5 protein-coding genes are annotated in these 9,721 nt (G+C 41.3%); all 5 read right to left on the bottom strand.

The window, feature by feature from the left end:
• Positions 1-140 precede the first annotated feature (140 nt).
• Positions 141-2,516, bottom strand: coding sequence for a hypothetical protein (locus tag KAH81_10170; protein MCK5834018.1), 2,376 nt, complete (start codon positions 2,514-2,516; stop codon positions 141-143).
• A 31-nt stretch (positions 2,517-2,547) separates the two neighbouring features.
• Positions 2,548-6,048, bottom strand: a complete 3,501-nt coding sequence (locus KAH81_10165) for a TonB-dependent receptor (protein ID MCK5834017.1) — start codon at positions 6,046-6,048, stop codon at positions 2,548-2,550.
• A 118-nt stretch (positions 6,049-6,166) separates the two neighbouring features.
• Positions 6,167-6,931: a lipoate--protein ligase family protein gene (locus KAH81_10160; GenBank protein ID MCK5834016.1), complete on the bottom strand. Its 765-nt coding sequence runs from the start codon at positions 6,929-6,931 to the stop codon at positions 6,167-6,169.
• Positions 6,932-6,933: 2 nt separating this feature from the next.
• Positions 6,934-7,233, bottom strand: a complete 300-nt coding sequence (locus KAH81_10155; protein MCK5834015.1) for a hypothetical protein — start codon at positions 7,231-7,233, stop codon at positions 6,934-6,936.
• A partial coding sequence (locus KAH81_10150; GenBank protein MCK5834014.1) for a PAS domain S-box protein occupies positions 7,230-9,721 on the bottom strand: 2,492 nt, incomplete at its 5' end. The genes KAH81_10155 and KAH81_10150, both read right to left, overlap by 4 nt.

The following is a 9,721-nucleotide window of genomic DNA, read 5'->3' as shown; positions in this document are numbered from 1 at the left end:
CCATACCTACGCTACGAGCACCGATGGGTATTTCAAGGAATTGGGCCGATGCCGTCCCAACCTTAGCCTGCGCTAACAAAATCGCCGGCAATAGTAATAAAATTACTCCGATTATACGATATCGTCTCATGATTCTCCCATTATTTAATAATGACGAATTTACCGAGTTGATAATCCCCAGTTTCGAGATTTTCGACACTGAACATATATATTCCGCTCGAAATAGCCTGATCGTTTTTATTGATCAAATCCCAATCCTCAGCACCAACCATTTTGCCCTTCGTTATTCCAATAACTGGATCAAGATGCTCGATCTCCTTAACAAGGTCACCATCGAGAGTATATATACGAATAATGCAGTCTGAGGGGAGGTTAGCGAAACGAATTTTTCGTGAATACTCAGTCCAAACTCGGCCAACCGGAGTCTCCCAATCCAAGCCGTCACGACCAGCGTAATTATCGTCAATCCTATATGGATTTGGGACAACATAGACCTCATCGCTTTCTTCTGTTATTCCACGAGGAACTATCCATAGATAGTTTGTGGTTTTAGAGGATTCAAGAGACGAAAGAAATCTCGAAGGCTGACCGTAATCATAAGCTGTCACTGCTATATAAAGATCGTCTCCAGCTCTTTGATTAGTGAGAATATAACGATAATAATATTCTCCACCGACAAGAACACTATCCTTTGGAAGACCGGAGTTTGTTCCATAAGCCTCTCTATGGAAAATATCCCAGGTTGTGTCGCTGGTAATAGAATCCACATCGACTAAAGTCGAGTCAAGACAGAGATTCCAATCAATAATTTCGTCATGAAGAACCCCAGCACTCATCCGCGCTTCAATACACTCGATTCGATTATCAGTCTCGCGACCCCAAATGTTGTAGTCAATAAAATCAACTTTATCAAATTCGACAACAGGGGTATAATAACTTTCGATATTGGCTTCCCCAACATAAATCCTGAAACCCTCGAAATCATATAAACTAGTTATTTCATCGAAGAAATTAATACAAGTGTCTGGATTCCAGAGAATTTCTACTCTGTTGTTTTCAGTATTAAGATCAAAGGGTGGCCTCGGAGGTGGAACTGGACCCTGGTAATCAGGAATGGTGTCCCCGGGAGGATTCATCCCATATACAGTGCGAACCCATTCGGTACTACGACCAACCTCTTCAAACTGAAATTTTGTTGCATCCCAGGTGGAAGGTATAGAACCCCCATTGGGAGACATTCCGATATTCCTTGGGTCAATATGGAAATCTTGAGCAACCATAACAGCTATTGCAACCGGTATTGTCTGGCCATATTCGATAGTGAATGGACCGAAAGAGAATAGAAACCTCGTATCGTATCCACCACGCATAAGTTCAGGGAGATCGAATGGCTCCGTCGGAGGCGTAGCATATTCAGGATAGCTTGAGTGATTGATTATCTCAGTCTGGTTGTAATCGAACTCACGATTACTCATAACCTGATACTTCATTTTATCGGTCTCAGGGGTTCCATCCCAGCCCCAGGTTGAGTAATCCCTTAAATAAGGTCCCCAATCCAAGTCTTCGGTTGTATTTGAAACCCACCAGTTAAACGAGTAACTTAATTCACGGAGAGGAGTATTCCCCACCCTAAGGAGTGCAACTCCCAATGCTCCAGTGCATGAGTATTCATCGAAACGACCGTCAGTGGTCGGATCACCGTCATTATCTGCGAGCCAGGCAGTGTTAACCCAACTTGTTTGCCCAGTGATATCATCTACAACATATTCGAGGAAGCCCGTAATATCATCTTGGGCATATTCTGGTGTATTTATATGTCCAACATCACCATCGATATAAATCCCAAGATACACATCACGGATAGAAGCGCTATCTTCCCTTATATTAGTGAACCAATAATCAAGAATAATGAAGTTTTTTGCATAATTATAAGACCACGAAACCGAGCGTTGTTCGACTCGAACACCTATAGGTCTGTGTTCTGTAGGCACAAAATCGGGATTCCTAGTGGTGTCCGTCATAATGGCAATGAAATCTTGCTCTGAAATAGCCGTCGGATCACCAGTGAGAATCGACTTCTCAATAATGGTATCTGTAGCTTGATCGTAACCCGGAAAAAGCTCGTTCACATCATGGAACCAACCATCTTCACCCACGCTAACCAAGGTATCCCCACCAACTACTGCACCAAGCCAAAGTGCTCCTTGGAAAAGGTATTCTACCCCGGAACCGCCTGGATATTCCGCTGAAGGACGACACTCTCCTGAATGCTCGCCTTCCTCATAGATAATACACTGAGTAAGATCGTCCTCGCCGCGTTGACTTCCAAAGAATCCCCAATTAGAAACTGTGAAATGTAGCTGTCCTATATCATGGCTTTTCTCATCGGTAGCTATTTGCCTAATAGCCGGACGCTTATGGGAAGTATTTTTATTGGGCGCTCCTCTGGCTAATACGCCGACTGCGAGCACTAACGCGAGCCCTATAGCGAGAAACGCGTTTAATTTAAGCTTCATATCGACTCCTTATATCGCGAATTTTCATTTTCTACCATCTAATTTCCAAACCAACTCTTATATTGCGCGGCGAACTCCAGTGAGTAGGATTCTGAGCGAAATCATACACAACATCTTCGCCATAGTCCTCAATATATGGATCATCCGGTTCTCCTGTTTGGCTATAGACCGATTCTACATTTCTGCGATTTGTAAGGTTAGAAATCAAGAAGAAGAACGAATAATCTAAACTCTTGAAATTGAAATCCTTATTGAACCTTAAGTCTATATTATAATGTTGGGGCATCCTAAGAGCATTTTCGCGCTCCCACGATTTCTCGCCCGGCTCTGGAGTCCAGTTTGGATTCCTAATGTCAGGAGTATATGGGAAACCGCTTCCGTATTGGAAGATCATATTCAATCCCCATTGATCAGGTATCTTCATGCCAAATACTATAGGATGATCGTCCTTTCGAACCCTATAATCTGCAACAAGGCTAACCTGATGACGCTCATCCCAATTCAACGGTAGATCCTGAAGCGGGATAGCACTTTGATCGAACAAAGCATCATAACCACTTCTATCAGAACTCGATTTACCATAGGCAAAAGCATACTGATAATTGGCTTCGAGAGTGTATCTATTTGAATATCCCTTTCTAACAGTGAATTCAACACCACGGCTTCTAGCATAATCGAGGTTCTCATACACGTCCTGTTCAAGAGGACCTATCTGGGTATGAGTGGTATTTAATAATCCATAAATATCTTTGTAGTAACCAGAGAATTCGAGGGTCCAGTCCTCGGTCACACCGTAGGCAACTCCAAGCTCGTAAATAACAGTCTTTTCGTAACCGAGATTTGGATTTCCAAGAAGTCTTCCTGCCCTGCTAGCCTGTGTAGGGGTTTGATAGAAGTTATCGTAACCCGGAAGCTGATAAAGGTGTGCATAGCTAAAAAACAGCTTAGATCTATCTGTAATCGGATAACTCATACCGAGTCGAGGGCTAAGCCTACTTTGCGATTTATATATTTCATCGTAATCGGGTAGCACCTCAATAAGGTCTTGCGATACCGAATCCTCCAAAACTTCACCAGCCTGCATGAAAACATCAAGTCTAAGACCAATATTAGCTATCAAGCCACCATATTCCATTTTGTCCTGAAGATACCAAGCAAACTGCTTCGGTGATCTTTCATAAAAACTCCGGAATATCCCATGTTTCTCATAAAGCTGACCATCGTATTCGCGATCATATTTAAACTCCGGATATTGTATCTCACTCATATTCATATTAATAAATTGGAATTCGAGACCACTCTTCATCTGGTTATTATCATCGACCTGCGAAGTTATATCGGCCTTACCCATAATAACATTGGTCTCTCTCCGATGCCAATGAGCATAACGATCGAAACCTCTATCGAGGAAACCATCGGTATCATCCCATTTGCCATTTCCGTTTACATCGATATATGGCTCCCAATCATCGCGTATATAATTATCCGGATCATAGATGCCATTGCCATTCAAGTCAATAAATGGTTCGCCCTCTTCGTTTATATCATATTCGCCATTTCCGTTAGCATCGATGAAATCGCAAATACCATTTCTTGTTGTATATGTTCCATCACTATTAACATCCGTGTATTCGCCCCAGTCGGCTTGGTCATTATCGTTCCAGTCGTTCCAGGTCGTTTCTTCTAAAGCTATACACATCGAAGCGGAAACCAATGGGTCGTTATAGAAATATGTTCCCCAAACATATTCTCCCATTTCAACAGCACCATTATCATTAAGATCTACCCACATAGTATCATCCTTGATAACAGCCATCCCGCGAAGAAGCTCACCATAAAATCCCATACCATATGGCATGCCATCGCGATATGGTTCACCATCGACAAAGGGCTCCGTTCTATCTAAGGGAGAAGCCGACAAATAGCTATTCCAGTTCGTTTGCCGAGGTTCAAACACATCATTATCATTAACCTCATACCACGGTTCTTCGCCGAGCATAGGCGGACGGTCATCGATATAGACAGTGTCTAGATAGCCGATTTCAGTATGTTCTGAATTCCCCCAAACGGTATCTACCCTATCAACCAACGGTTCCCAGTATTCCCAGAAATCCCATTGCCCGTTTTCGTTCGCATCCCACCATTTTACACGAACCTGAGCTACACCATCACCATTAAGGTCAACCCAATCGTCTAAACTTCCCCAAGTAGAGCTATCGATAGCAAAATCATCGGGCGTAAGCCCTCCCGGGAGATAGTCGAGGCTGGTGTATAAATATCCCGCTCTAATCTCATAAAAGGTCTTTGGGGAAAGCGTGTGTGTCCATTTGAAACTCAGTTGATAGGCCTTACGCTCCTGAATATGAGCTGTTTCCGGCGTATAAGTGAATCCCCAATCCCAACTACGAGCTTTAACCCAATTACCTGTTCCTGTAATTGTATAATTGATGGAAGGCGATAATCTCTGTTTCAACTTCAAAGTGAAGTTATATTGGTTATAGCGCCTTTCAGGGAAAAAACCGAACCAATTATAATCTATCTTGTAAGGCGTAATAATTTCGTTGTCGGTTGGAAGGTGCTCGTCATTATCCCAAAGATAATTATAAGGAAGGCGTGTATCAGAATTCTCTCCTGTTACAGAAAGAAAATAGCTAATCCTCTTAGCCTTAGGAATTTTCACACCTACAAGTGGAAGAAGATATCCCGAGAATGGCTCCGGTCCCGAAAGCGTTACTTCTAACTTATCGGAATTATTAGACCATTTATTAAGGACACCGAATCCGAGATCATCCGTCATAAAATTGGCGCTTCCACTGAAATTATTTGGGTCGCCCTCACGAGTAACAAGATTAACGATTCCCGAAAGTGCACCACCATATTCTGCATTATAACTTCCGGTCTGAACAGTTATCTCCTGAATACTCGAGGTCGAAACTTGAAGACCTTGATAACCATATGTGGGGTCAGTAACTGGCATACCATCAACCATGTAAGCCACTTCGCGAGCTCTTCCTCCACGCATGTGAAGCTGACCTTGATGTTCAACAATACCGGCTTTGACCTGCAAAATATCCTCTACACTATTAACCGGCATGTTTTCGATTTGTTCGGCAGTTGTAGTGCTTGTCGAGGTTGTAACATCGAGTTCGACTTGCTTTTTTACAGCGGTGATTATTATCTCCTTGGATTTAATCACCGATTGCTCCAGTTCGAAGTCGATAGTCGAGGTTCTATCCGTTTGGACAATAACATTAGTTTGAGTGACGAAATTGTAACCTACATATGAAGCCTTAACTTTATACATTCCCGGCCGAATATTGAGTATAAAGTATCTTCCGTCAAAATCTGTTGCAGCGCCGCTAACCAACTCATCGGAATCGTCAAAAACTTGAACATTAACTCCGATAAGAGGTTCGTCTGTTTCTAAATCCGTTATCTCACCAGCAATTTTACCGGTAGTAGCAGCCCAGATTGATACAGCAAATAGAAGCACAGCTAAAGGTATCATGATGAATGGGGCGCGTTTAAGCACTATCGAACCTCCCCTGCTATATGATTTTTTCAATTTATTTTAACTTTCTATACGAGCAAAAAAACTCTCGCACAACACAATATTAACTCGGATATAATATTTCCATAACTTTACAGTGTCAAGGCATTTCTGCTTTCAATGTCGCTTTTCCTGCCAAGACTTCTTCAAAAGAACTAAACTCACACATAAATATTTCGCTAAAAGCTAATATAATATTCTCTATAAGTTGCTCTTTATCTATATCAGATTTTAAACATTCCTCAACACAGGTTGATTTATATACAAGATCATGCCCAATGGATTTATCCGAGAAAAATTCGGGTAGCCGTCTAAAATTGGAATCCATAGGTATCGAACCTTGTTGTAATATGGCTCCTTTTTTTCTTCTTTGAGCACTGCCGACTAATTTCCGACCATTGCATGTAATCTCAAACTTGCTGGTAGCAGAAAAACATGATGGATTTCTGTGGCCTCCTATTTCGCCCCTGGAAAGCTCGATGTCTAAACCGACTTTCTTTAAACCTCCCGCAAGAGCTTCAGATATAACTCGATAACTCTCTGTAACAGACAAATCATTAATAGGATTACCTTTAGGAATAACAACAGAATAAGTTAATTCGTTCCAATGCAGAACTGCGCGCCCACCTGTCGGGCGCACCGCGAAGCCAATATTTTCAGAAGCTATTTTCTCAAAATCTATATCATTTCGGGGTTGACCATAGCCAATAGTAATTGCTGGTCTTCTCCAATCAAAAAACCTTAAAACCGGGGATTCCAGACTCTCTATAGCTTGGTTAAGCAATCGCGCGTCTTTGGACATATTAAATCCGGCGGAATGCCTGCTATCTCGAATAAGAACCCACTTGCGTGAATTGAAAAACATGCCTAGTCTTTCTTTCTTTTTCGCCTTCTGAACTCACGCCACCCATATTTAGTCCCCCCATCAATGAAAAAACCTAGAATGGTCATCAACACACCTATTCCATACTGCTGAGTCGTAAAAACAATTAAAAGGCCGATAAACATCCTCGGCATGAAAATCCACCCGGCAACATAAAGCTCCCATGGATAGGACAACAAATTCCCACCCTGAAAGTGCCAAATAAAAAGTAGGGTGATTCGTGGAAGGAATAAATAACCTAATAAATAGAAAAACCAATGTAATTGCCAAATATCTGTTATCATACAACTTCTCCCTCACCCTGAGACGAAGAATTATCGAGAATTTGCCTAATAACTCTTGAAATTGTGGCAGCTCTATATGGCTTGCGAACTAAGGCTTCTGCACCATTACGAAATAGGTCACTAACCGTTTCGTCTTTGGCATAACCAGTAGAAATAATAACCTTAGAATCAAAATCTAACTTTTTTATAGCTTCGAAAACCTCGAGACCACTCATTCCAGGCATAACAACATCGAGAAGAATAAGATCGATTTGCTCAGATTTAGCACTGATAATCTCTAACGCCTCTTGACCTTCGCTTGCTAAAAGAACATTATAACCGAGTTTGCTCAAAAGAGCACGTAGAACCGTTCTTACATGAGGCTCATCGTCAACAACCAATATAGTTTCTGTTCCAGTAAGAAGAGCGTCGGAACCGCTAACTTCTTTGGCTTCCTGTATTTCTTCAGGGAAATAGAGAATAAATTTGCTCCCTTTTCCAAGCTCTGACTCGACATCTACCATTCCTTTATGTCTTTTAGCAACTTTATAGACGAGCGACAGACCCAATCCCGCACCAACTCCGAATTCTTTAGTCGTGTAAAAAGGTTCAAAAATATTATCGATATAGTCACACGGTATTCCCGGTCCCGAATCTTCGATTTCAATTCTTACATACCTATTGTTAAGAGCATCCGGGTGCTCTGATAAAAAATCCGTATCGGTTTTAAAATTGGAAGTCCTAATCCGTAATTTTCCCCCATCTTTCATAGCTTCGGCTGCATTTACGAGCAAATTAAGAACAGCTTGATGAACCTGCGAAAGATTACCATAAATGGTGTCCGGACGGGCTGTAAAATCGGTTTCTACTTCTATGGCGGGCAAGTCCTCCCCCGGAGTAATCTTTAAAGCATCATGGATTACCTTGTGAAGAGAAAGAATCTCCCCCGGTCTTTGTTCGGTATCTTTGGAAAAACTCATTATCTTCTGTGTAAGGTGAGCCGCCCTTTCAGCGTCTTTTTCTATGATGTTGATGTATTCGAGTAATGGGAAGTCTTCAGGTAATTCACTTTTAACATGAACAACAGCTCCTAAAATACCCATAAGAGTATTGTTATACTCTAGAACAACATGCTCGGTAATCTTTCCCAAACCCTCGACCCTATTCTCTATACCAAGCCTCTTCCTTATGCGGTCCTCTTCAGTGAGGTTCTCGAAAATAAAAATAATCGCTTTCTTTCCAAAATAATCTATTATTCTAGGTCTGCTGGAAATAAGAATAACATCATTACGAGGACCTACAAGCTCCAATTCGATCTCTTTTGAAGTGTCTTTACCTGATAATAAGGCTGTAATGTATCTTTCTATTTTGGCTCTATGTAAAGGTGTAACAAGCTTCTCAATACCGAAAGCTCTTATCTCCTCTGGCGATTTTCCAACAAGCTTTCTAAATGCATTATTGACATAAATTATCCGCTCTCTATTGAGAACAAGAACTCCCTGCGGCAATCCTGATAACATCGCTCTGGAATTTTGATCGGAACGACTCAACTTACCCTGTAAGTTTTTTACTCTGGAAATGTCTCGCACAATACCCAATGTTAGTTGTTTATCGCGGACTTGGGTTGTTTTAACGAATAACTCGATGGGAATGCGTTCGCCATCGGCACGTAAACCTTCGATTTCGTAGGCCTCTGGCTGTGGTTCACCTTCTCGGCGAAGCTTATATCTCTCGATGATTTTATCACGAACATCCTCGACTAACAGCTGACTTATATTCATATTCATCAAAGCTTCTTTACCATATCCGCTAATATCAGAAAGACCCTCATTAATCTCAATAAACTTCCCCTCTATCTCATCCTCGTCAGATAAAATAAAAATCCCCAATCCAGCCCTATCTGCTGTCGCGTAGAGAGTTGATTTAATCCCCCTCAATTCCTTCAAGGATTCACTTAGCTCGGTCGTTTTTTTGATCTCTCTTTTAAGTGCAGCTACAGCTTGCTCTTTGGAATATACAAAAAACATGATTACAAAAAGGAAAATAACTAAAAATCCCAGAAGTATCCATGAAAGGGGTTGGTTTACTACTTTTCTAGAAATACCACGACCAAACCACTTTGCCTGAATTTCTTTGAAATCCGGATCATCCACTAATCGTGCGATAACTGCATCGAGGATTGTATTTAATTGAGTCGATGAATCGAGTAGCGCTATAGAGTAATCATATTTGAAAATTATATTATTTGTTGCTGATATTACTTCATCCCATTTATTAAGTTTTATATCGTAATCACATATAAATATTGAACCTATATAAACATCGATCTCGCCCAAAATGAGCTTTGACAAACCAATCGAATCTTTAGAAAAAGGTATTAAATTGAATTTACTTGTATCGGCTAGCGTAAAAGCAACGGGGGAATTGATTTTACAACCAATTCTTAAGCCCTCGATATCCGATATATTTGCTGGTTGACTCGAACCTTTGCGCAAAAAGAGAATGAACT

The organism is bacterium (genome assembly GCA_023145965.1).
Classification (GTDB): Bacteria; UBP14; UBA6098; order UBA6098; family UBA6098; genus UBA6098.
Note: the sequence above shows the minus strand (reverse complement) of the source record. Positions and strands in the feature narration are given on the sequence as shown.